Here is a 22,486-nt window from a genome sequence, read left to right as displayed (position 1 = left end):
GCCGTCAGCCATCGCTGCTAAACGAAGAGGTGGCGGCTGTACGCGGGTTAGCAGACCAGGCTCAAGGATCCCGGCGCACCGAAGTGCCCCACGCAAAGCCGCCATTACATATTGGCGGAACTCACGTGCCTTGATAATTGCCGAGCTGCTAAACCCGATCGCTGATTCGTCAGCGACCGGACCACAATAGAACCCGCCCCCAAGGCGCACAAGCCGGCGGATTCTGGCGTAGCTGTAGGCAATTACGCAAGGTTGCGTAGCCTGATTACATGTCTTGGCGTGTCTTTTAAACGTGGGTGTTTAAAAGCCAAAGATGGCAGTCTCCGGAGTCGTCATCGGGTAAATGTTCATGGCTGCAATCTTGATGTTGGGACGCAGAGCGTGGGAACGATCAATAGGCCTTATACATAGATGCAATAGGGTAGCAGTGTTCAAAAGAGGGTTGAATGATGGGGCGACCATACATAGGAGTTGCCGAAGGCTGCGATTTTGATCGTTCCCATGCTCTGCGTGGGAATGCCGCCGGGGACGCTCTGCGTCCCAACATCAAAAGATCGCAGCCTTCGGCAGCTCCTACAGATATCGGTGTAGTGAGGGGGCGGGTTTGATCATGGTGAGCCGCCACATTTCGCTGCGAAACGAAGAGAGGTGGCAGCTGTACGCAGGTTCGCAGACCGGGAATCAAGGAACCCGGCATACCCGGAGGTATCCCGCGCACAGCCGCCATGAAGCACCGTTGCGATAAATATCGAGAGCAACGATCTGGAGCGCTGTGCGCCTTGATTGATCAGGGCTGCTAAACCCGATCGCTGATTTGTCAGCGACCGGACCACAATAGAACCCACCCCCAAGGCGCACAAGCCGGCGGATTCTGGCGTAGCTGTAGGCAATTACGCAAGGTTGCGTAGCCTGATTACATGTCTTGGCGTGTCTTTTAAACGTGGGTGTTTAAAAGCCAAGGATCGCGGTCCCGGCATGGCCATAGACGGATGGAAATACACCGTGATCTGCACGTTAAACAACAAAGCCGCGGTACTAGCGACGAAGCCCTACATACGATTGCCGCAGATCACTGGCCCAGCCATCCAGCACGACTTTGACGTCATCGGCCGTCAGCACTTGTTGGTCGTTTTCCAGTGCCACACCGGTGCCCGTGCGCACCACTTCGGCGATCACTTCGCCGGTCGAACCGTCCTCGAACGACACCTCGGTGGCGACTTCACTGTCCTGATCGCGGATGCCGGCAGCGGTACTCACTCCGGCCGCCACTAACGTGACCGGCAACCATTCATAAAAGCGCAAGCCCTGAGTGCTGGTGGCGACCTGAGTGATGGCGGGGCGTACGACCAACGTGTCCGGTCCCGGCTGATTGACCAGGTGCAAGACCTTGCCCAATTCCAGCCTGAGCGCCGCGTCGTAGTAGTCGGTGACGCCAGCGAGGGTGCTCAGCGGGATGCGCTCGGTCGGCTCGGCACTCGGGTAAAACTGGCTTGGCGCCAGGTACACCTGAGTGTAGCGAGCCCTCGCCAGGGCCGGGCTGACCCACGCCAGCAGCGGTTGACCGGATGGCGACTGACGCTCGCTCAACACGCTGTAGTCATGCAGAAACCCGGTGTGTTCGACCTTTTGATTGCTGCAGGCCGACAAACTCAGCGAGGCGCTACACAACACGGTCATCAGGCAATGGCTTCTCATCAACGCGCTGCCTGCTGCTTGGGTGTGCTGTGATCCGAGCACTCGATGTGCAACTGGCCGTGGCGCATGATCCATTCGACAAGGTCGGCGGCCGCGATGCTGTGCACGTACTCGACCCAATGCGCACTGGTCGGGCTGAATTGCTCGAAGTAGCGGCGCAGCACGATCCGGCTCTGATCGCCCGACACGCCCAGGCACGATTCCTGAAACACCACCGGCGTGTCGGGGCCGAGCGCGGCGGTGCGCTGGCTGAGGATCAAGGGACGGTTGCTGTGCTGTCCCTCGGTGCAATGGCTGTTGTTCAATACCTTCATGCGAACCCCCTCGATTGGAATGGCTGCAGAATGCGCGAGAGGTTTTGCCAGACGATGTCCGCTTGATGTCTGGCGTGCAGGAATGTTGCTCGATTGAAATAAATGACCCGGGCGGCGAAATGGCTTTAGATAGCCTCTTTTTGGTCCATGGATCCTGTAACCGTGAGCAGACTGTTGTTCGTCGACGATGACGTGGAAATTCTCGCGCTGCTGAAGAAGTTCTTTGTTCAGCACGGCTATGACGTCGACGTGGCGCCCCACGGCGAGGCCATGTGGGCGTCGATCGCCGAGCAGCGCCCGGACACGATCATTCTCGATCTGATGATGCCCGGCGAAGGCGGTTTGAGCCTGTGCCAGAAGGTCCGGGCGCAGATGGCCATTCCGATCATCATGCTCACCGCCATGGCTGAGCTCAGCGACCGCATTGTCGGGCTGGAACTGGGCGCAGACGATTACCTGACCAAACCGTTCGCCCCGCAGGAACTGCTCGCCCGGGTACGCGCCTTGCAGCGTCGCGCGGGCGAGCAGCGAGTGGCGGTCGAGCCTTCGCGGCCGGTGATCGCCTTCGCCGGTTGGCATCTGGACATCACCTGCCGCGAATTGCGTTCACCGCAAAACGTGATGATTCCGCTGTCCGGCGGTGAGTTCGATTTGCTCGTGGTGTTTCTCGACCATCCGCAGCGCATCCTCACCCGTGAACAGTTGATCGACCTGACCCACGGCCAGGGCCACGACGCGTTTGATCGCAGCATCGATGTGCAGGTCAGCCGTCTGCGCCGCAAGATCGAGCCGGACAGCAAGCGCCCGGACCTGATCCGTACCGTGCGTAACGGCGGCTATATGTTCACGGCCAAGGTCACGCGCTCGTGATCCGCCGACTGTTACCGGGCGATACCCTCAGCCGCCGGATTGCCCTGACCATCGTCGCAGCGATGCTCGCCTCACTGGCGCTGAACGCGCTGTTCGTGCAGGTCGCCGGCATCTGGGCGCGCCCGCCCATTGAACGCACGGGGCTGCTTGAGCAGATTGCCGCGACCTCGCGGGTGATCGAGGCGGCGCCCGTCAGCCTGCGCCCGCAGCTGGCGGACGCGGCGAGCAGCGCCATGCTGCAAGTGTCGTGGAAAGCGCAGCGCGCCGATTTCGATCTGCCCAATGACGGCGTTCGCGTCGAAGCGAGCCGGGTGCCGGTGCTGCAACAACTGCTCGGCGGCGATCGCAAGATCGAAGCCTTCAACCCTGACGACTGGCCGCGCAACAATCCCCGTGCGCATTACGCCGCGCTGGTGCAACTGGCGGACGGCAGCTGGTTGTCCTTTATTCCGCCTGAACGCAGCTGGGGTCTGGAGCTGGGCACGCGGATCGCAATCATCATCGCCCTGGGCCTGATCGCGACCTTTTTGGTTGCCTGGATCGCCACTCGGCAACTGGCCAATCCGTTGCAACGTTTCTCCCGTGCAGCGCGGCGATTCGGCACGGACCTGCGGGCGCCACCGATCAAGATCGAAGGCCCCCACGAAATTCGCCAGGCCATCGTCGCGTTCAACACCATGCAGGCGCAGATTCAGCACTTTATTGCCGAGCGCACCCACATGCTGGCGTCGATCTCGCATGATTTGCGCGCACCACTGACGCGCATGCGCCTGCGCAGCGAATTCATGGAAGACCTCGATCACCAGCGCAAGCTGATTCGCGATGTCGAAGAAATGCAGTCGATGATCAACGCGGCACTGGCGTTCTTTCGAGAAGACACGCACCGCGAGCCAAGCACCGCGTTCGACCTGTCGGAGCTGCTGCAAACCATCATTGATGACTATCGAGATCAGCAGATTGAGGTCGATTTCAGCGGCCCGGCGCATCTGGTGTACGACGGCCGACCGCTGGGCATCAAACGGGTGATCGTCAATCTGCTGGAGAACGCGGTGAAGTACGCGCAGCAGCCGCGCATTACGTTGCGCGCTGATGAGTATTCGATTTGCATTGAAGTCAGCGACACCGGCCCCGGTATACCCGAGGCCGCGCTGGAGCAGGTATTCGATCCGTTCTTTCGCCTGGAAGCTTCGCGCAACCGCGACACCGGGGGCGTTGGTCTTGGGCTGTCGGCGGCGCGCGCGATCGTGCGTGAACAGGGGGGCGAGCTGACGCTGAGCAACCGTCACGGCGCAGGGTTATTGGCGCGAGTCGAGCTGCCGCAATAACGAAAGGGTTGCGAATATCCTGAAACACTTTGAAACATTCGTGCGCTGCGGGCGGTCAACAGCTCACATCCCGCACAAGAAGTGTCCATGAAAACCCCGCGTCCCTCCGCCCGACTTGAACCGCTGTCGCAACTGCGCAATCTGAAAATGGCCCGCTCGGCGCACGCTTATGTGCGCGGCAGCACCGTGCAATTTTACGAGTGGCTGCACAGCCAACCGGGCCGCAGCCTGCCCAAAGGCCCGGCGGTGTGGATCTGCGGCGATTGCCATGCCGGCAATCTCGGCCCGACCGGAGACCTCAAAGGGCAGATCGACATTCATATTCGCGACCTCGACCAGACCGTCATCGGCAACCCGGCGCATGACCTGGTGCGCTTGGCACTGTCGCTGGCCACGGCGGCGCGGGGCTCGGACCTGCCTGGCGTGGCGACCGCACGCATGCTCGAAGAAATGATGCGCGGCTATGAGCAAGCCTTCGCCGGTGATCTGGATGAAGACCCGCCACGGCCGGCGCAAGTCAAAGCCGGCATGCGCAGTGCCGTGCAACGCACCTGGAAGCATTTGGCCGAGGAGCGCATCGAAAGCACCAAACCGACCATTCCATTGGGCAAACAGTTCTGGGCGCTGTCGCGCGATGAACGCGCTGCATTGAAAACCCTCTGCGCGACGCCGGAAATCCATACGCTGGTGACGTCGTTGAAGGGCCGCTCGAAGGATGATCGGGTGAAAATGCTCGACTCGGCGTATTGGGTGAAGGGCTGCAGTTCGTTGGGGCTCAAGCGTTATGCCGTGCTGCTGGGCGTGGGCAAGGGCGATGACGAGGAATATTGCCTGCTCGATATCAAGGAAGCCGTCGGTGCCGCCGCCCCCCGTGCCGCCCGAGCGGCCATGCCCCGCGACAACGGCAAACGCGTGGTCGAAGGCGCGCGGTTTCTTTCACCGGGGCTGGGCAATCGGATGCTGGCGACACGCATGCTTGATCACGGCTTTTTTGTTCGCGAGTTGCTGCCGCAGGACATGAAGCTGGAACTGGATCAGTTGAGTCAGCGCGATGCGATGCTCGCGGCCGGCTATCTGGCGCGGGTCGTCGGCGTGGCACATGCGCGGCAGATGGATCTGGCCACCCGATCCGAGTGGATGGCGGATTTGCAAACCTGTCGTTCGAAACGTCTGGACGCGCCTTCCTGGCTGTGGACCAGCGTCGTGCAACTGGTCGGCAATCATGAAAAGGGCTATCTGGAACATTGTCGGCGGTACGCGCTACAGCATTGACTGGCGCGTCGGGCTATTGGGCCAGTCCCGCCAAGGCAATGCCCAACGGCTGGGCCCCAACTGCCGTGGTGGCTTTCATTTCGCTGCGGTAGCCATTTGGGCTGGTGCCCAAGTGTTTTTGGAACGCGCGCCGCATGCGTTCCTCCCGGCCAAAACCCGCTGTTTCGGCAATGCGTTTGATCGGCTCGCTAGTGGTTTTGAGTAACCGAGTGGCCGTTTCCAGACGCAGGTTCTCCACCGCTTGCGCCGGTGTTTCGCCCGTGGCGGCAACGTAGGCGCGGGCAAAATGGCGCGGGCTCATGCCGAACTGTTCAGCCAGTCGCTCCACGCGCAGGTCACCGTTCAGATTCGCCGCAATCCACGCATGCAGCCGCGCCAGGCGCACGTCCGGATCGGTGCGCAAGGCGTTGGACTGGGCATTAAGCGAGGCGCTCAGTTGCGGCTGCTCCGCGCCGCGCCAGAGGAACACCGTGAAATACCGCGCCAGCGTCAACGCCGCTTGCGCGCCGAGGTCCTGTTCGACCAGCCCCAGCGCCAGATCAATCCCGGCGGTTGCGCCGCCGCATGTCCACAGATTGCCGTCGTGCAGGTACAGCGCCTCGGTCTGGCAATGTACCGCCGGATAGCGCGCCTGCAATTCGGCGGCAAATTTCCAGTGCGTCACCACTTGCCGGCCATCGAGTAACCCGGCAGCCGCCAAGGCAAAAGCACCCGTACCGATCGAACAGAGCCGGCGGATCTGCGTTGATCGCACCCGCAACCAGTCACAGGCCTGTTCGTCAGCTTCCAGCGCCGCCATTCCCGGGCCACCGGCGACGATCAACGTGTCGATCTGCGGCGCCATCTGATCGATCTGAGCAAGTGAGCAGGTCGCGACGCTGATGCCCGAGATCGACAAGACCTCGCCACCCTGCGGCGACGCCATCAGCAAGCGATAGGGCGGTTGACTGCTGAAAGCGCCGCCCAACACACGCGGTATCGCAGCGAAGACCTCCAACGGCCCGGCCGCATTCAGCAACAACAGATCATCGAACGCCAACACCACGACGGTGCGGACTGGCTGCGGCGGGGTGTCCGCCATGGCAGCAAAGGAGGGGTGTTTGGCATGGAGCGGCACGGCGGGCCTCGACATACTGAATTCAACGCAAAAAACGAGGCCACGACAATGCCGGTAAAACCCGCGACTGCCAAGTATTCACTCACCCGTCATCTCGGCCAGTGCCTGCAAGCACTGTGGTGCTGCGCGACTTTGTTGTTGGCGGTGCCGGCGGCCGAGGCAGCGTTGAAAGTCGGTGACCAAAGCGGTTTGACCCAAGCGTTGCTGAAGGCATCGGGGCAAGACCAAGGCATCACCTATGCATTGTCGTGGCATCCGTTTCTGGCCGGCACGACCTTGCTCGAAGCGCTGAGCGCCGGGGCGATCGATGCCGGTGTCGTCGGCAATGCGCCGCCGGTGTTCGCTCAGGCGGGAGGCTATGACGTGCGCATCGTCGGAGTGGCCAGCGGCGCGCAAAACAACAATGCGCTGCTGGTGCCGCAAGGTTCGACGGTCACGCAAGTCGCCGACCTCAAGGGTCAACGCATTGCCGTGGCCAAGGGCAGCAGCGGCCACTATCTGTTGCTGGCGGCGCTGCATCAAGCGGGCCTGACGCCACGCGATGTCAGCATCGCCTATGTCAGCCCGGTGGATGCGCAAAATGCCTTTGCCAGCGGCAAACTCGAGGGTTGGGCGGTGTGGTATCCGTTTGTGGGCCAGGCCACGTCACGCGGCGCACGGGTTTTGGTGGACGGCAGTGCCTGGCCGGAAACCGGGCTGAATTTCACCGTCGCCAGCCTCAAGGCCCTGAATGATCCGCAGCGGGCAGCGCAACTGGGCGATCTGCTCGGCAGACTGGCCCGTGCCCAAGCGTGGGCTACTGCGCACCCGCAGGCGTGGGCCGAAGTGTTTGCGCAAACCACCCGACTCCCCGTGGCGCTGGTGCAAGAGATGCTTGCGCAACAGGACCTGCATTACGTGCCGATCGAATCGTCGGTGATCCATTCGCAGCAGCAATTGGCCGATATGTTCGCCAGCGAACGGCTGATTCCACGACCGTTGCAGGTCGAGCAGATCTTCGACGACCGTTTCAACAGCGCCTTGCCCACCCCCTGACAACCCTTTCTGTTCACCGTGCCGCTTTGCTGGCGGCCGGGACTCACACGCCTGGAGAAAAGCCATGCCTAACCTCGAAATCACCACCCTCAAGCGGCGCAAAACCGGCCTGATCGCTGTCGACCATGCCCGCAGCGCTGGCGGCTACACGCTGTTCGCCCCGCAAACGGCGCAGGGCAATGTGTTCCTCATCGACCTCGATGGCGAGGTCGTCCATCGCTGGAAACTGCCACAACGCCCTGGCCGCGACGCGGTGATCCTGCGCAACGGCAACCTCGGTTACAACGGCAACCATCCGGATTCACCGGACCTGTTTCCGGGCTGGTCGGTGTGGCACGGCGGCGCGTTCAGCGAAGTGACACCGCAAGGCGAAGTGGTTTGGGAACACACGGATCTGCTGCATCACCACGATGCGCAATGGCTCGACAACGGCCATCTGCTCTACACCACCGCCGAGCCTTTAAGTGCAGAGCTGGCCCGGCGCGTGGTCGGCGGCATTCCCGGCAGCGAAGCACCGGGCGGGGTGATTTACGCCGACGTGGTCAAGGAAGTCGATCGCCAGGGCAACGTAGTCTGGGAGTGGCGCAGCTGGGAACACCTGCGCCCTGAGGATTATCCGTTGCACGAATGCTTCGAACGTCACCACTGGCCGATGACCAATGCGGTGACGCCCGGTCGCGACGGCAAAGTGATCCTCAGCCTGCGCAGCGTTTCGTCGGTGATTGCCGTGCAACGCGGCAGTGGCGAAGTGTTGTGGCGTCTGGGCCACGATCTGGTCGCGCAGCAACATTGCCCGAGTGAACTGGAAAACGGCAACGTACTGGTATTCGACAACGGCATCTTCCGTCCGCACGTGAGCATGCCGCACTCGCGCATCCTCGAAATCAACCCGTCGACGCAGCGCATTGAATGGCAATACGCCGATACGCCGGGCTACGCCTTTTTCACCCCGTTCATGGGCGGCGCACAGCGTTTGCACAACGGCAACACACTGATCACCGAGGCCAACTTCGGCCGATTGTTCGAAGTCACTCAGGCCGGTGAAGTGGTCTGGGAATACGTCAATCCGCACTTCGCGACCTATCCCGATGCGGCCTCGCAACGTTATCTGCCGGGCGCCAACAACGCGATATTCCGTGCCCACCGTTATCAGCGCGCAGATCTGCCATGGCTGCGTGACTGAACACCTACACATCCACCGCAACGATCACGCTCACGCACGCCACGCGCAGCGAAGTATCGACTCCTCTCGAAGAGCGGCTCCTCGCCGCTCCAGGAACCACCGATGAATCTTCTTTTTTCGCGCAACGTTTCAGCTGGCGCCCTGGGTTTGTGCTCGTTAATGCCGTTACAGCCTGCCACGGCCAGCGATTTACTCAACAACAACGATGTCCTGCAAACGGTTACGGTCGAATCCCGGCGCCGTAGCGAGGACGCTCAGCAAGTGCCCACGGCCATGAGCGTATTGGGCGCGCAGACGCTGGAGGAGCAACGCCTGTATCGCTTGCAGGATTTGCAGCAGGCGATGCCCAGCGTCAACGTCGCGTTCATGCACGCCCGGCAATCGAGCCTGTCGATTCGTGGCCTGGGCAACAACCCGGCCAGCGATGGCCTGGAAGGCAGCGCCGGGATTTATCTGGACAACGTCTATCTCGGACGCCCCGGTATGGCGGTGTTCGACTTGCTCGACGTCGAGCAGATCGAACTGCTGCGCGGCCCGCAAGGCACCTTGTTTGGCAAGAACACCACGGCCGGCGTGTTGAATATCACCACACGACGTCCGTCATCGACGCCGCAAGGCAGCTTCGCCAGCTCAATGGGCGAGGACGGTTATTCGCAAAACCAGGCGAGTTTTTCCGGCCCGCTCAATGACTCGCTGAGCGGACGCATCGCCGCGTACAAAACCTACGAAAATGGCTACGTGAAGAACCAGTTCGACGGCCATACCCTCGGCGGTGGCGTGCGGCAGGGCGTGCGTGGGCAACTGCTGTTCCAGCCCAACGACGATTTCAATGTGCGTTGGCTGGCCGATTATCACGAGGAAGATTCCAGTGCGGGCACACGCTCGTTGTTCAGCACCGGGCCGACCATCAATGGCGTCAACCGTTATCAACAACGTGCCGCCGCGGTTGGCGCGACGTTGGTGGACGGGCGCCGGGTCAATCTCGACGCCGATCAGAACGTCACGGTGTTTCAGGGCGGCACCTCGCTGGAGGCGAACTGGAACCTGCCCGGCGACTTCACGCTGACGTCGATCAGCGCTTATCGCTGGTGGGATTTCACGCCGCGTAACGATGATGAGCTGAACGTCGACGTGATGGACAACGTCGGCCAGTCGGCGCGCGACAAGCAATATTCACAGGAGATACGCCTGGCTTCGCCGGTCGGCGAACACTTCGACTACGTGTTGGGCGCGTATTACTTCCGTCAGGAGATGAGCAACAAGGTTTTCACCGACTACGGGCCGTTGGCCGATACCTGGAACGGTACCCCGCAAGGCGCGCTGAACAACGTCACCAGCATTGGCCATGGCGATGTCGACACCGACAGCTTTGCCACATTCGCCCAAGGCACCTGGCACCTGACGCCGCAAGTGGATTTCAGCCTCGGTGTGCGCGGTACCTATGAGCGCAAACTCGCCCAGGTCACGCGTAACGCACCGGTCGGTGGTGTCGCCGTCAGCGGTGCGGCAGCTGCCGCCAGGGCAGGGCGGTTGGGGGCGTATGATTCCGGCGACTTGAGCCTCTACAGCTTCAGCCCTTCGGCGCTGGCAAGCCTGGCCTGGCACGTCAGCGATCAGGTGCTGGCGTATGCCTCGTTGTCTCATGGCGAGAAGTCCGGCGGGGTCAATCTCAGCGTGGCGAGCGCGCCGGTGGCGGGGGCAGACTCATTGTTGATCGGCAGCGAACGGGCCAACGACGCCGAACTGGGCATCAAGACCACGCTGCTCGATCAGCGCCTGCTGCTCAATGCCAACCTGTTCTGGACCGTGGTCAACGGCTATCAGACCAATGCCTACGACGACGTCAACCTCACCAGTTACCTGACCAACGCCGGTACCGTGCGCAGCCGTGGCGTGGAAGTCGACAGCAGTTGGCGGCCGATCTCGGGGCTGACGATCAACCTCAACGGCGCCTTCAACGACGTGCGCTATCTGTCTTACGACGATGCCCCATGCCCGGCTGAAGTCGCCTTGCGTCCCGGCGCCCCGGCCGCCTGCGACCTGAGTGGCCACGCGGTGGTGGGCGCGTCGAAATGGGTCTTCAACAGCAACGCCAGTTATCAATGGAGTCTGCACAATGGCCTGCAACCCTACGTCAACGGCAGCTACGCGTGGCGCTCCCATGCGGTCGGCACCGTCGATGATTCCCGCGACGCGCAGTTGCCCGGCTACGGACTGGTGAACCTGTCCAGCGGGGTGCGCGGCGATTGGGGCAAGGGCCAGTGGGACGTGTCGTTGTGGTTGAAAAACGCCTTCGACAAGACCTACTACACGACCCTGTGGAATTCCCCGAACGGCGCCTACACCGGGGTGCTGGGCACACCGCGAACACTGGGCATGACGGCGCGCTACGATTTTTGATCGGGACAACGGCGGCTTGCCGGCGTGAAATTTATTCTGTAGATTTTCATGAAATTATAAAAAGATAATTTCACGAGGTCGCGAATGTTTCAGCAGTCCAGCCAGCACGTCGACAGTTATTACGCCCACAGTTGCGCCGATATTCTGCGCCAGCGACCGGCGCTGGAGGGCGAGCAGCACACCGACGTGGTGATCATCGGCGCCGGTTTCAGCGGCTTGCATACCGCGTTGCGACTGGCGCTGGCGGGCAAACGCGTGACCTTGCTGGAGGCCAGCCGTGTAGCGTGGGCAGCCTCGGGGCGTAACGGCGGGCAAGCGATTCTCGGCTGGTCATGTGACATGCCGCCACTGGAAGCCGCGCTGGGACATGAACGCGCTAAACGCTTGTGGGACGGCATGCGCTGGGCTGCGCAGGAATTGCGTGAGTTACCGGGGCGTCACGGTTTCGACATTGATTATCGCCCTGGGCATTTGTGGACATCGGTGATGCCACGACGAGTCAGTCTGCTCACCGAATGGCAACAAGAGGCCAGCCACAAGTGGGGCCACGATGCCTTGCAGTTCATCCCGCGCGAGGAGCTGCCGGCGTGGGTGGCCAGTGATCGCTATCAGGCCGGACTTTACGACCCGGAAGGCGCGCACCTCAATCCGTTGAAACTCGCCTTGGGCTTGGCGGGCGCCATCGAGCGTGCCGGTGGGCGTATCTATGAGCAAAGCAAAGCGTTGAGTTATCAGGAGGAGGGCGCAGGTTTTCGCGTTCACACCGCGCGCGGATCAGTGCGTGCCGATGTACTGGTGCTGGCCTGCAACGCCTATCTCGATGAACTCGACCCGCAACTGTCCAGCTGCATTTTGCCGGTGGGCACCTATCAAGTCGCCACCGCGCCGCTGGCACCTGATCTGGCCACGGCGTTGCTGCCGAGCAACGTCTGCGTAACCGACAACCAGTTCGTCCTCGATTACTTCCGCCGCACGCCGGACCACCGCTTGTTGTTTGGCGGTGGCTGCACCTACTTGGGCGGCATGCCGAAAGACATCGCCGCTGCGACCCGACCGTTTTTGCAGCGTGTGTTCCCGCAGCTCAAAGGTGTCGAGGTGGAATTCGCCTGGGGCGGGCACATCGACCTGACGCTCAAGCGCACACCGGACGTCGGCGGCGAAGGCAATCGTTACTGGCTGCAAGGCTATTCGGGCCACGGCGTATTGCCGACCCTGGCCGCCGCACGGGCGGTGTCTGCGGCCATTCTCGGCGAAGGTGATGAATTGGCGTTGTACCAGCGCTTGAGCAATGGCCGCTTTCCCGGCGGCAAGCATTTCGCCGCACCGCTGGAGGCGATCGGCAAAGCCTGGTATCGCCTGCGCGACAGTATTTGATGAGGCTTTGACGATGAACAAGCAAGAAGAGATCGCCGCGTTGGCGATCCTCATCCACGACCTGCGCAAGCACAAGAAGTGGACCCTCAAGGAGCTGGCCGACAAGATCGGCCGTTCGGTCGGTTTCCTCTCGCAGGTCGAGCGCGGCCTGTCGCGGCCGACGGTGGCGGACCTGACCGCGATCAGCGAAACCTTTGGCGTGCCGACCACCTATTTCTACAGTTTGCCCAAGCCCAAGGAGCTGCCGTGGGTGACGCGTCCGGACGAGCGCCGCACGTTGTATTACGCCAACGGCATCACCGACATTCTGGTGTCGCCGCGGATCCGCGCCTCGTTCTCCATGCTCGAAAGCCATCTCGAGGCTGGCGCGAGCAGCGGTGACCGCCACCTGACGGACAGCTCGGAGCAGGGCGGTTACGTGCTCGAAGGCGAACTGACGTTGTGGCTGGGCGATGACGAAGAACCCGCCACGCTCAAGGCTGGCGACAGCTTTCAGTTCGACAGCCACACCCGCTGCCGCTACGGCAACCTCACCGATCAGCTCACACGCGTGCTGTGGGTCTACACCTGATAACCATAAAGGATGAACACGATGGACGTTGTCTGCGCTGACCTGCTCGCTGAAGTACGGGCGTTTCGCCAACGCTACCCCGAGGTGCGTTATGTCGACCTGATATCCCTGGACATTCCCGGGCACTTTTATGGCAAGCGTTACCCGGTCGACATGCTTGAAAAAGTCGCCGCCGGCAGCGCACTGAAACTGCCGCAGAACTGCGTGTTGCTGGGCGTGCAGGGCGGCTTGTTCAACATCGGCGATTACTGTTTCAACGACGGCGACCCGGACGCCGTGCGCCGTTTGGTTCCGGGCACCTTGAAACCGGTGACCTGGGAAGCGCAGCCGTTGGGGCAGATGCTGATCACTTCGGACGGCACCGAAAAACCCATCGAATTCGAACCGCGAGAAGTGCTTGCACAGGTACTCAATCGCCTCGCACGCAAAGGCATTCATCCGGTGGTGGCGTTCGAACTGGAGTTTTACCTGTTCGACAAAAAACTGCGTGACGGTCTGCCGCAGTTCCCTCGCGATGAACTGAGCGACGACGCCGACGACCAACCGAACATGCACATCGAACGCCTGTCGCGTTTTGCCCCGGTGCTCGATGAAATGGTCGACGCCACGCGGGCGCAGGGCATCGATGCCACCGTGATCACCGCCGAACTCGGCCCCGGCCAGTTCGAAATCAACTTCGGCCACCTCGACGACGGCTTGCGCGCCGCCGATTGGGCAGCATTGTTCTGCCGCAGCACCCGTGGCGTTGCGCTGAAACACGGCTATCGCGCCAGTTTCATGGCCAAGCCATATTTGCAGCATCCGGGCAGCGGCATGCACGTGCACGTCAGCCTTTACGATTCAGCGGGTAACAATCTGTTGGCGGCGAACGATCAGCAGCCACTCCGCCATGCGGTCGCGGGGTGCCTGGAACTGCTGCCACACAGCATGCCGATCTTCGCGCCGAACCAGAACGCCATGCGCCGCCTGGGCGGCACGGTTAACACGGCAACCAAAGCCAGTTGGGGTTTTGAGGATCGCGATGCATGCCTGCGCATTCCGGAATCGGACGCGAAAAACCTGCGCGTCGAGTATCGCCTCGCAGGCGCGGACGCCAATCCGTATCTGGTGTTGGCGGCAATTCTGGTGGGCCTGGAGCATGGGCTGGCATCGGGCAAGGAGCCGATTGCGCCGCTCAATGAAGACCGCAGCAGCGGCATTGATTTCCCTAAGGAAATGTTCGAGGCCGTGCGTGCGATGCAGCATCAGCCGCAGTTGCGCGAGGGTATGGGCGCCGAGTTTGTCGATGTGTATTGCGAGAACAAACGTCAGGACCATCTGGCATTCATGCAGGAGATCAGTGCGCGGGAGTATCGCTGGTACTTGTGATGGCGGACATTGATGCGCGCAAGGTCATGCAAGGCTGTTTTTGGTCAGCAGCCTTTTTCATTTCACCGCGTAGCGCAGCCGAGGCGGGAAGTGTTCCAATTACGCAATTTCCCGACGTTGATAGAAGGTAATCCGCAATGACCGATACGACCGATGACGCTTTCTACGATCGCGCCGACGCCCACATCAGCCTGTCGAACGAGCAGCTCAAAGTGTTCGAAAACCTCGGCAAAGTCAGCGCATCGATGATGTTTGGCACCACCCGGTTCAATGCCTGGGTGAGCGCACGCAGCTTCAAGTCGGGCGAAGAAATGGCGCAAGCGCGCGAGGCGATGTTGAAGTACTTTTGTGAGCAGTACCGGATGATGCTCGAAGATAACCTTGACGACCATATCAACAATTTCAGCCAGTACATGACTGTGAAAGATGCCTGACTGACAGGATCTGGACTGCTTTGACTAACTCAATAAAGGACTATCTTTATGTCCGTCCGGGTGTTGAAAGCGGCGAAACGTATCCATTGGGTTTGGCCGTTTGGGTCGAAAGCCGCCATTCAGGCTGCATCAAGTCCAAGCGATTACTACAGATTGGCGCCAGGTTCTACAGTTGAATCGTCCCACGCGCAGTCAACGGACCGAGAACCGTGCAGCTTCGTCGAGTGCAGCCATCAGCTCCATCCGATTTGCAATTAGCTTAAGTCGGTCCGACTCAGAAAGATGTTTCCCAGGTGTGGGCAAAGCAGAAGCTGTGGCCTCGCGCCAGCGTGAATACAAAACGCCGGTAGTGGCGAAATCTGCTACTTGCGTCTTGCGCAGAAATGCCAGGTCGATCTGTTTAGCGATAATGGGATTGACTTTGGAGTAAGCAAACCGCGAAGACGGGTGGTTAGCCACAGCTACAGGCACGTCACCCGCTAACGCAGTAATTCGCTTACCGTTTCGCTTGCTGAAGCAGACGATCAACTCTGGTGCTAAAACCTCCAAGACTTCAGTAAACGTTCGCTTGCCGTTCTCCCAAGCTGCGTCCGACGGCTTTTCGCGAATGCTGGGTAAAAACTCCTGGATGAAGTTGTAATAGGCAATGCGATGCCAAAAATCACTCCTGTCTGCGCTGGAGAAGTGCTTTCGGGCATTCAAGATAGAAGCCATTATTTTAGTGAAATGCGCATGTTTGCGAAGCTTGGCTGTGGCTTGAGGATGTTTCTGGCCCAAGGCCAGAGCCTTCAACACTTCGGGTGTGACTGTCGGGCGCTCATGTTCTTTGGCCCCGTAGTGAGATTCGCAGACAACGAGAATGCGTAAACCGTGAATGCCGCGCTCGTAGTGCGCACCCACCCATGGTGCAAAACGGACCGTACTTTTGCTCATTTCCATCCTTGGTTTGTTTGTTCGGGTCAAGATTTTGGCCCAAGCGTAATCACACTGTCAGTTTAATAAAATAGCGATTGGGTTTGAAACTAGGGCAGTTACCGACCCGCGCCTGTTTCTTTAGAAATACTGAATGGCTTGTTTTGCCCCACCCACACTCTTGGTTTTTCAAACGCCAACTGGTAGCGTGCGCGGCCTCGCTGTATTGCCCGATCCCTTTCGTCATTCGTTGCCTGTGCAGGGCACACGCACACGAGTACCCGCTGCCCCACTTGAGGGCGCCGACGCAGGATGCATCGGGCGATGCACAGTCATTCGCAAATGGAGTTCACAATGACGCAAAACAGCACCGTGCTGTCCGGTATTGCGCTGGATCAATTCATGGATCGTCTTGAGGTCGAGCATCAGGAACACGGTGCCGATTATCTGCTGGGCCAACTGCGCGCCCAGCCGCTCAAGGCTGTCTCGCTGGAGTCGATTGGCCGTCTTTACGTGCTGTGGGTCAACGCCGGTGACGCTGAAGCGGCCAAGGCAGTACTGACCGACGATGGCCAGGCACTGATCGCGGCGACGCCGGGCGATGCGCGCAACGAACTCAAGGTCAATCTGCTGATTTTCCAACTGCGGCTCGGCAACTACCTCAAAGACGAGCAAGGCGTGCTGCTGGCGCTCGACACCCTGCAGCAATTGACCCACGAGTCGCTGCCGTTCGACATTGAACAGTACCGGCGCTACCGCATTTTCGACGACCTGCAACACGCCACCCTCGACATCGCCCTCAAGGCCATCGAGGTGCGTCACAGCCTGGCCCTGATCAACCCTGATCGTCACGCTTTGCGCGCCTGGGACGATGCCGATCAACAGCGGCGTCGGGCCCAGGTGCTGGCCGCTCATGAACGTGACGAAGCAGCGCGCGAAGCCGCACTGGCGGCGATTGATGCATTTCGCACGGCCGGCAACGATCAGGATATCGACGCTGACGACTGGCTATGGCTGGGCGATGCGCTGATCGAAATCGTGCCGTTACGCCTGGCGCTGTTCGAACAACCGGTAATGCAGTTGACCGCCGATTTGTCGCTGCCTCAGCGCCGGGAATGGGAAGTGCGCCTGGCGCGTCTGGCCGCCCGTTCACTGAAGGCCCAGGGCGACCTCGCGGGTGCATTGAAAGTCTGTGACGTGGCGACCCTGAGCCTGGATTCGGGCGGCGCTGACAACTTCGTCGATTACCATTTGCCATGGCTACTGGAGAACGGCCAGGTCGAAGAGGCGGGGCAACGTGCCTTCGAGGAAATCTATGAAGTGCGCGCTCACATGTGGCCGGGCACGGCCTATTGGGTCAACGAACGTCTGCTTGATGCTGCAGACGCGTCCGTGTGGTGGCCGCTGTGTGTAATGCGTGCCTGTGACGATCAAGCGGTGCTGGAACAGTTCCTTTCCGGCTTGCCATGGCGTGATGAGTCGACGCCGTCTCAAGGGGCGCTGCTCGATGCACTGCAGGCCGCGCGCGATGACCTGGAGCAAATCGACAACGTCTTCGCCCAGGCTCTGGCGGAGGCGCGACGTCGCGCGCCGGATCATCCGTGGATCAACCGCCTGGTGGCGGTGCGTGAAGGCCAGGCCGGGCGCATCGACGCCAACACCCAACTGGCAATGCTGCGTGAAGCCGTCTCGGCCGGTAACCTGCACGACAATCGCAGCAACTTCGCCCTGTTCAGTGCCCATGCCAGTGTGTTTGGTATCGCTGATGCCCTGCGCCAACCCTTGCCGCCATTGGCCAGCGGTATGTACTACTACCAGTTTGCGACCAACCTTTCGGGACTGGTCGAAACCCATGTCGAATCGCTCTCGGAAGAGCAAGCCGAACCTATCTGGTGGCAACTGCGCGAAGTACAGAAGGTTGCCTACGAACACGGCCAGGCCCGTATGGAGCAATGCATCACCAGCGGCCGCGGTCACCGCTCTGACGCCTGCGCACACCTGTACTCAATGCTGTGCGCCAACCTGGCGTTCAATTACCGCTGCTACAACGACAAGCTCATGGGCCGGGCCCTTGAATTGCATGCTCGCGGCATCGCCGCCAGCCCGTTCGCCGAACACTATCAGGGCATCCTGGAAAATCGCATCAAGATAAAGGACGACCAAGGCATCGCCGAAGCGGCCGAACAGCTCTGGCACTACGCAGCCGACCATGGTTACAGCCGCCACGACCCGGAAGAATACATTCAGGACGTTACCCGCGCGCTGTACCGACTGGACCGTGAACGCGAGATTCTGATCTGGCTGGAACGTCTTCTCAAATGGCAGGAAGAGTGCGAAATCAGCGACAAGGCGCTGGAATACTCGCCGCTGTTCGCACGCATGAAAATCGCCATGTACCTCTCCTACACGCTGCCGGAAGCAGCCACCAGCCTGTGGTTGCGTTACGCGCCGATCATCGACGAAGGCGCCGAACCGTCCCTGCTGGGCTGCGCCGGTGATGTGCTCAAGGGGCTCGGCCGCAACGAAGAAGCCGTGGCCTATTACCATCGCTCGATCCTGCGCAGTGATCCGAACAACCCGGTTGATCAGGGCAACAATGAACTGTTCCACCAGTGGGTCGCCGAATTGCAGGCGTCTGCAAAACCGGCCGCCAAGGCCTGGTGGCAAATATGGAAGTAACGGTGGACGGAGCCTCGCCACCGCGCCAGTCCGGTTACGCCCCGCGCAACGCACTCAATGCCGATCAACTCAAACGCGGCATTGCTGAGCGCAGCCTTGCTCGCGGCGATGCGCCGGAAGTCAGCAAATGGTTGCTCAACCATTTCTACCGTCATCTGGTCGGCAACTTCGAACCTGCGCGGCGGATCACCACGCGGGTAGAGGCGGCCGAGGCATTGGGCAGCGAGCCGCCAGCCTGGGTGGAAAGGCATTTGCACGACGCTGGCAAAGCGTCGCAGCAGACGCTGGCGCCGCTGGTCTGGGTCGATCCGCAGCAGGCGCCACTGCTGGCCGAGGAAGCGTTGCTGGTGGAGTTTCTGACCTCACGCCAGGGCACGGCACTGGCCGACAAGCTTGAACGCATCAATTGCCCACAAGCGCTGGCGCTGTGGCAAAAGGAACACGCGCAGATGGCGGCGCGGGTCGAGCAGGGCTGGTGCCAGAGCCGTCCCGAAGCCTTGCTTGTGCGGCTGACCACTGCTGAGCACGTCTTGCACGAACTGCGTCCCGAAAGTGATTGCCTGCGCGCGGAAATGGCCTTTGAAAGTTATGTGATGCGCCACTGCCTGGGCCAGTTCGCTGATCGCCGCGCCTTGACCGGCGGTTACGGCGAGCGCTATGCCGAAGCGGTGGAGCAGCAGCGCATGCGCGTGTTCAGTTTTCGCGATGCCCAGGGCCAACCCCACATCACCATCAGCCTGATCGTCCAGGCCGACGGCACCTTGACGGTCGAGCAGGTCAAAGGCAAACAGAACCGGCCACCGGTTGAACGCTACTACCAAGACCTGCTGCAGTGCCTGAACGCCTTGCACACCGACCAGCAAACGCCCGCCGACTGCATCGCCATCGGTATCGTGCGCACTGAAGCCGGTTGGCTGCGCATCGAAGACGTCAGCGACCCGACCGCGCAGACTCGTCTGGTGGCGCGGTATCCGCAATTGTACGAGCGCCTTGATGCGCCGTCGGCGATGGTCGAATGGCTGGTGGCCGGGCGACAGCCGCAGCAATTTTTGCAGGTTGCCCCGCAAGCGGTGTCGGTCAAATACGCCATCCGACATATTTTCAGCAAGCGCATTGAGCGTCAGGCCAGTGAACCGCTGTGCCTGACCGAAGGCGTGCCGTGGCCGGACATGGCGCCGGCCACTGCCGAGGAAATCCAGACCTGGCAGGCTCGGACAAGGTGAGGGGAACGGCATGTTTTTAATGATTGCAGTGGTTGTTTCAGTCTGGTTGTTGTGGCAAGCATTCAAGCCCCGCCGTGCGCCGTTGTTCAGCCCACGCAAGCACTGGTCGCTGCTGCTGGCCAAACCTATGGCCGATGCGATGGGCGTCGAGGGCTTCTATTCGTCGGCGTGTGATCACTTCAACGAGCAGGCGCAGAAGATCCTCCGGGCAGCGTTGCTGCACCAGGCCGGGATACGCAGCCATTGCGATGACGAGGCGGTGCGGGCGCACTTCAGTGCAACCCTTGAACGGCAATGGTTCGGCCTCGACCTGCAAGCGCTGAAAGCCGACGATGAGCCGCGCGCGGCCATGGCTTTTACTTGCGTGCGGGTGGCGTTTCTGGTCCGTTGCGCACTGTTGATGCACTGGCTCGAACCCGCTGTCGCCTGGCGTGTGTTGCTGCTCAATGCGCAGCGTGCGCAGGACTGTTTCGACAGTTGGGAAGATTTCGGCAAAGCCTACCAGCAGGGGCGCGAGCAGTGGGTGGCGGCATTTCGCGTCGACTCGTTGGGCGAGGCGTTCCACGAGCAGCATCTGCGCCAGTTGCTGACGCCCGGCAGCGGTGCCTGGAACGCTATCCCTTGGCATACGCCAGCGGCGTTGAGCCCGACGCCGGCAAGGTCGTTCAGCAAAATGCGTCAAGCGATTCGCTGAGGGCGAAAAGCCGTTCCATCGAGCACACACTTTTTCACAAAGACCTCCAAGCCACCGATCAATGGCAGAATCCCCTTACTTGAAAGTTTTGGAGATCACCATGCTTCGTGTGTTTGAACGAAGGCTCGACCCTTTTCCTCCTGACGAGGTACCGCCACCGCCCACCGGCCTGGCGCGGTTCCTCTGGGCTTGCACCCGTGGTGCGCGCGGTTACATCCTTGCGCTGGCGCTACTCAGTGCCGCTGTATCGATTTATGAAGCGTGGCTGTTTTCCTTCCTCGGCCAAGTCGTCGATCTGCTCTCGACCTGGCAGGCCGGCGGCGAAGCGGCGGCGCAGGAGAGTCGGGTGTTGTGGGGTATGGGCATCGTCATGGTGCTCAGTGTCGGGCTGGTGGCGTTGCGCACGATGGTGCAGCACCAGATTCTGGCGATTAACTTGCCGCTGCGCCTGCGTTGGGATTTCCATCGGCTGATGCTGCGGCAAAGCCTTTCGTTTTTCTCCGACGAGTTTTCCGGTCGGGTCACCACCAAAGTGATGCAGACGGCGCTGGCGGTGCGCGATGTGTTGTTCACGATGATCGAGATTCTGCCGGGGATCGGTGTGTATTTCATTGCGATCATCGCGTTGGCCGGCGGTTTTGCGCTGAAGCTGATGCTGCCGTTCCTCGCCTGGGTCGTGCTGTTCGGCCTGGCCATGTGGTACTTCGTGCCGCGTCTGGGCAAAGTGGGGCAGGAGCAGGCCAATGCGCGGTCGATGATGACCGGGCGCATCTCCGATGCGTACACCAACATCACCACGGTGAAGCTGTTCTCGCACTCCAATCGCGAAGCGCATTTCGCGCGGGCGGCGATGGAAGATTTCAAGCTGACCGGTTTTCGGCAGATGCGTCTGGTCAGCCTGTTCGAGATCGTCAATCAGGCGTTAGTGGTTGGATTGATCATGTCGGCGGGCGGTTATGCGCTGTGGCTGTGGCATCAAGGCGAGGTCGGCGCCGGTGCGGTGGCGGCGATCACCGCCATGGCGTTGCGCATCAATGGCATGTCGAACTGGATCATGTGGCAGATGACCTCGCTGTTCGAAAGCATCGGCACCTTGCACGATGGTATGGCAACGCTGACCCAGGGCACCAAGGTGCAAGACGCGCCGGATGCCGGCGTACTGAAGACTTCCGGCGGCGCGGTGACTTTCGACAACGTCAGCTTCAATTACAACGGCGAACGCCAGGTGCTTGATGGCCTGAGCTTGAATATCCGTCCGGGTGAAAAAATTGGCCTGGTGGGCCGTTCTGGCGCCGGCAAATCGACCTTGATCAACTTGTTGCTGCGCTTTTACGACATTGATCGCGGGGAGATTCGCATCGATGGCCAGAACATCGCGCACGTGACGCAAGACAGCTTGCGCAGTTGCATCGGCATGGTCACGCAGGATACTTCGCTGCTGCACCGTTCGATTCGCGACAACATTGCTTACGGCAGGCCCGATGCCACCGACGCGCAGATTCGCAGCGCGGCGGCCAGCGCCCAGGCCGATGAGTTCATCAGTCAATTGAGTGATCGTCAGGGCCATACCGGCTACGACACGCTGGTCGGTGAACGCGGGATCAAGTTGTCGGGCGGCCAGCGTCAGCGTGTCGCGATTGCGCGTGTGATGCTGAAGAACGCGCCCATCCTGTTGCTCGACGAAGCCACCAGCGCGCTGGATTCGGAAGTCGAAGTGGCGATTCAGGAAAGCCTCGATGACATGATGCAGGGCAAGACCGTGATCGCGATTGCTCACCGCTTGTCGACAATTGCAGCGATGGACCGGCTGATTGTCATGGACGAAGGACGCATCATCGAACAGGGCACCCACAGCGAACTGCTGGAACTGAACGGCGTCTATGCGCGGCTTTGGCAGCATCAGAGCGGCGGGTTCCTCGGCGAGGATCAGGGCGTGGTGGAGGCCTTGGATCAGGCCTGATGATCACGTACAAAAAAACCGGCCTTGCGCCGGTTTTTTTGTCGCCGAATGGGCGCTGCG

18 protein-coding genes are annotated in these 22,486 nt (G+C 60.9%); 14 read left to right on the top strand and 4 right to left on the bottom strand.

Going from position 1 to position 22,486, the window contains the following annotated elements; genetic code table 11:
- Nucleotides 1-1,035: 1,035 nt before the first annotated feature.
- Together ACZZ0B_RS11670 and ACZZ0B_RS11665 are read right to left on the bottom strand one after the other, a co-directional pair.
- On the bottom strand, nucleotides 1,036-1,695 hold the full coding sequence (locus ACZZ0B_RS11670) for a DUF3313 domain-containing protein (RefSeq protein ID WP_463545248.1): 660 nt from the start codon (nucleotides 1,693-1,695) through the stop codon (nucleotides 1,036-1,038).
- Nucleotides 1,695-2,009, bottom strand: a complete 315-nt coding sequence (locus ACZZ0B_RS11665) for a hypothetical protein (protein ID WP_008077389.1) — start codon at nucleotides 2,007-2,009, stop codon at nucleotides 1,695-1,697. Before ACZZ0B_RS11665 ends, ACZZ0B_RS11670 begins: the two co-directional genes overlap by 1 nt.
- 147 nt (nucleotides 2,010-2,156) lie before the next feature.
- Between ACZZ0B_RS11665 and ACZZ0B_RS11660 the strand changes: the two genes are divergently transcribed.
- From ACZZ0B_RS11660 to ACZZ0B_RS11650, 3 genes are all read left to right on the top strand, one after another.
- Nucleotides 2,157-2,879, top strand: a complete 723-nt coding sequence (locus tag ACZZ0B_RS11660; RefSeq protein ID WP_463545247.1) for a response regulator — start codon at nucleotides 2,157-2,159, stop codon at nucleotides 2,877-2,879.
- Nucleotides 2,876-4,204 carry an ATP-binding protein gene (locus tag ACZZ0B_RS11655; RefSeq protein ID WP_463545246.1) on the top strand — a complete coding sequence of 443 codons (1,329 nt, stop codon included), beginning with the start codon at nucleotides 2,876-2,878 and terminating at the stop codon, nucleotides 4,202-4,204. The genes ACZZ0B_RS11660 and ACZZ0B_RS11655 overlap by 4 nt, the downstream gene beginning before the upstream one ends.
- 87 nt (nucleotides 4,205-4,291) lie before the next feature.
- Nucleotides 4,292-5,476: a DUF2252 family protein gene (locus tag ACZZ0B_RS11650; RefSeq protein WP_463545245.1), complete on the top strand. Its 1,185-nt coding sequence runs from the start codon at nucleotides 4,292-4,294 to the stop codon at nucleotides 5,474-5,476.
- 13 nt (nucleotides 5,477-5,489) lie between these two features.
- Here the strand turns inward: ACZZ0B_RS11650 and ACZZ0B_RS11645 are convergent, their stop codons facing one another.
- On the bottom strand, nucleotides 5,490-6,593 hold the full coding sequence (locus tag ACZZ0B_RS11645; RefSeq protein WP_463545244.1) for a GlxA family transcriptional regulator: 1,104 nt from the start codon (nucleotides 6,591-6,593) through the stop codon (nucleotides 5,490-5,492).
- Between the two features lie 48 nt (nucleotides 6,594-6,641).
- On the opposite strand from ACZZ0B_RS11645, the gene ACZZ0B_RS11640 reads away from it, so the two are divergent.
- The 7 genes from ACZZ0B_RS11640 (at nucleotide 6,642) to ACZZ0B_RS11610 (ending at nucleotide 14,958) form a co-directional block, all read left to right on the top strand.
- Nucleotides 6,642-7,628, top strand: coding sequence for an ABC transporter substrate-binding protein (locus tag ACZZ0B_RS11640; protein WP_463545243.1), 987 nt, complete (start codon nucleotides 6,642-6,644; stop codon nucleotides 7,626-7,628).
- Between the two features lie 64 nt (nucleotides 7,629-7,692).
- Nucleotides 7,693-8,811 carry an aryl-sulfate sulfotransferase gene (locus tag ACZZ0B_RS11635; protein ID WP_463545242.1) on the top strand — a complete coding sequence of 373 codons (1,119 nt, stop codon included), beginning with the start codon at nucleotides 7,693-7,695 and terminating at the stop codon, nucleotides 8,809-8,811.
- A gap of 102 nt (nucleotides 8,812-8,913) precedes the next feature.
- Nucleotides 8,914-11,211 carry a TonB-dependent receptor gene (locus tag ACZZ0B_RS11630; protein ID WP_463545241.1) on the top strand — a complete coding sequence of 766 codons (2,298 nt, stop codon included), beginning with the start codon at nucleotides 8,914-8,916 and terminating at the stop codon, nucleotides 11,209-11,211.
- 84 nt (nucleotides 11,212-11,295) lie between these two features.
- The gene (locus tag ACZZ0B_RS11625; RefSeq protein WP_463545240.1) at nucleotides 11,296-12,585 is read left to right on the top strand and encodes an NAD(P)/FAD-dependent oxidoreductase; all 1,290 of its coding nucleotides are present in this window, start codon (nucleotides 11,296-11,298) and stop codon (nucleotides 12,583-12,585) included.
- A gap of 13 nt (nucleotides 12,586-12,598) precedes the next feature.
- The gene (locus tag ACZZ0B_RS11620; RefSeq protein ID WP_463545239.1) at nucleotides 12,599-13,156 is read left to right on the top strand and encodes a helix-turn-helix domain-containing protein; all 558 of its coding nucleotides are present in this window, start codon (nucleotides 12,599-12,601) and stop codon (nucleotides 13,154-13,156) included.
- A 21-nt stretch (nucleotides 13,157-13,177) separates the two neighbouring features.
- On the top strand, nucleotides 13,178-14,524 hold the full coding sequence (locus ACZZ0B_RS11615; protein WP_463545238.1) for a glutamine synthetase family protein: 1,347 nt from the start codon (nucleotides 13,178-13,180) through the stop codon (nucleotides 14,522-14,524).
- A 137-nt stretch (nucleotides 14,525-14,661) separates the two neighbouring features.
- On the top strand, nucleotides 14,662-14,958 hold the full coding sequence (locus tag ACZZ0B_RS11610) for a DUF3144 domain-containing protein (protein WP_158830987.1): 297 nt from the start codon (nucleotides 14,662-14,664) through the stop codon (nucleotides 14,956-14,958).
- A gap of 192 nt (nucleotides 14,959-15,150) precedes the next feature.
- On the opposite strand, the gene ACZZ0B_RS11605 is transcribed toward ACZZ0B_RS11610, so the two are convergent.
- Complete coding sequence (locus ACZZ0B_RS11605) at nucleotides 15,151-15,891, bottom strand: hypothetical protein (protein ID WP_463545237.1); 741 nt, start codon at nucleotides 15,889-15,891, stop codon at nucleotides 15,151-15,153.
- A gap of 333 nt (nucleotides 15,892-16,224) precedes the next feature.
- Between ACZZ0B_RS11605 and ACZZ0B_RS11600 the strand changes: the two genes are divergently transcribed.
- From ACZZ0B_RS11600 to ACZZ0B_RS11585, 4 genes are all read left to right on the top strand, one after another.
- On the top strand, nucleotides 16,225-18,549 hold the full coding sequence (locus ACZZ0B_RS11600) for a hypothetical protein (RefSeq protein WP_463545236.1): 2,325 nt from the start codon (nucleotides 16,225-16,227) through the stop codon (nucleotides 18,547-18,549).
- Nucleotides 18,540-19,772, top strand: a complete 1,233-nt coding sequence (locus ACZZ0B_RS11595) for a hypothetical protein (RefSeq protein WP_463545235.1) — start codon at nucleotides 18,540-18,542, stop codon at nucleotides 19,770-19,772. The genes ACZZ0B_RS11600 and ACZZ0B_RS11595 overlap by 10 nt, the downstream gene beginning before the upstream one ends.
- Nucleotides 19,773-19,782: 10 nt before the next feature.
- Nucleotides 19,783-20,466 carry a DUF1266 domain-containing protein gene (locus ACZZ0B_RS11590; protein ID WP_463545234.1) on the top strand — a complete coding sequence of 228 codons (684 nt, stop codon included), beginning with the start codon at nucleotides 19,783-19,785 and terminating at the stop codon, nucleotides 20,464-20,466.
- 100 nt (nucleotides 20,467-20,566) lie between these two features.
- Nucleotides 20,567-22,426 (top strand): ABC transporter ATP-binding protein, encoded by a 1,860-nt coding sequence (locus tag ACZZ0B_RS11585; protein ID WP_463545233.1) that lies wholly within the window; start codon nucleotides 20,567-20,569, stop codon nucleotides 22,424-22,426.
- The last annotated feature ends 60 nt before the right edge of the window (nucleotides 22,427-22,486 follow it).

Source organism: Pseudomonas sp. AC247 (assembly GCF_979258015.1).
Note: the sequence above shows the minus strand (reverse complement) of the source record. Positions and strands in the feature narration are given on the sequence as shown.